We start from the raw sequence: 420 nt of genomic DNA, 5'->3' as shown, positions 1-420 counted from the left end.
GACGCTTCATGACCTCGGCCGAGCGCACCAAGCTCACCAAGGACGGCAGCGTGAACGGCTGGTTCGCGACGATGAATGACCTGTTCAAGACCTTCGGCAAGCTCGACACCTCGCTCGACCCGAAGGACTACTATCTCGGCGATCAATATATTTCGGCCTGATGCCGGCTCTTGAACACCGCGAGCCCCGGTAATCAGCCGGGGCCTGCCTTTGACATCCATAGAAGCGGCGAGTCCTTCATGAACGTTCTCTATATCGACATCGACAGCCTGAGGCGCGACCATCTCGGTTGCTACGGCTATCATCGCAACACCTCTCCCGTCATCGACAGCCTCGCCCGCGACGGCATCCGCTTCGAGAACGTCTATGTCTCCGACGTGCCCTGTCATCCGTCGCGCACGGCGCTGTGGAGCGGCCGCC

General features: G+C 60.7%; 1 protein-coding gene. It reads left to right on the top strand.

The features are described 5' to 3' along the window. Window positions 1-239: 239 nt before the first annotated feature. On the top strand, window positions 240-420 hold a 181-nt coding region (locus EN852_RS35450; RefSeq protein WP_145994145.1), incomplete at its 3' end, for a sulfatase-like hydrolase/transferase.

The sequence above is a fragment of the Mesorhizobium sp. M2E.F.Ca.ET.209.01.1.1 genome (genome assembly GCF_004010375.2).
GTDB lineage: Bacteria > Pseudomonadota > Alphaproteobacteria > Rhizobiales > Rhizobiaceae > Mesorhizobium.
The sequence above is the reverse complement of the archived record's forward strand: the minus strand, read 5'-3'. Positions and strand labels throughout refer to the sequence as shown.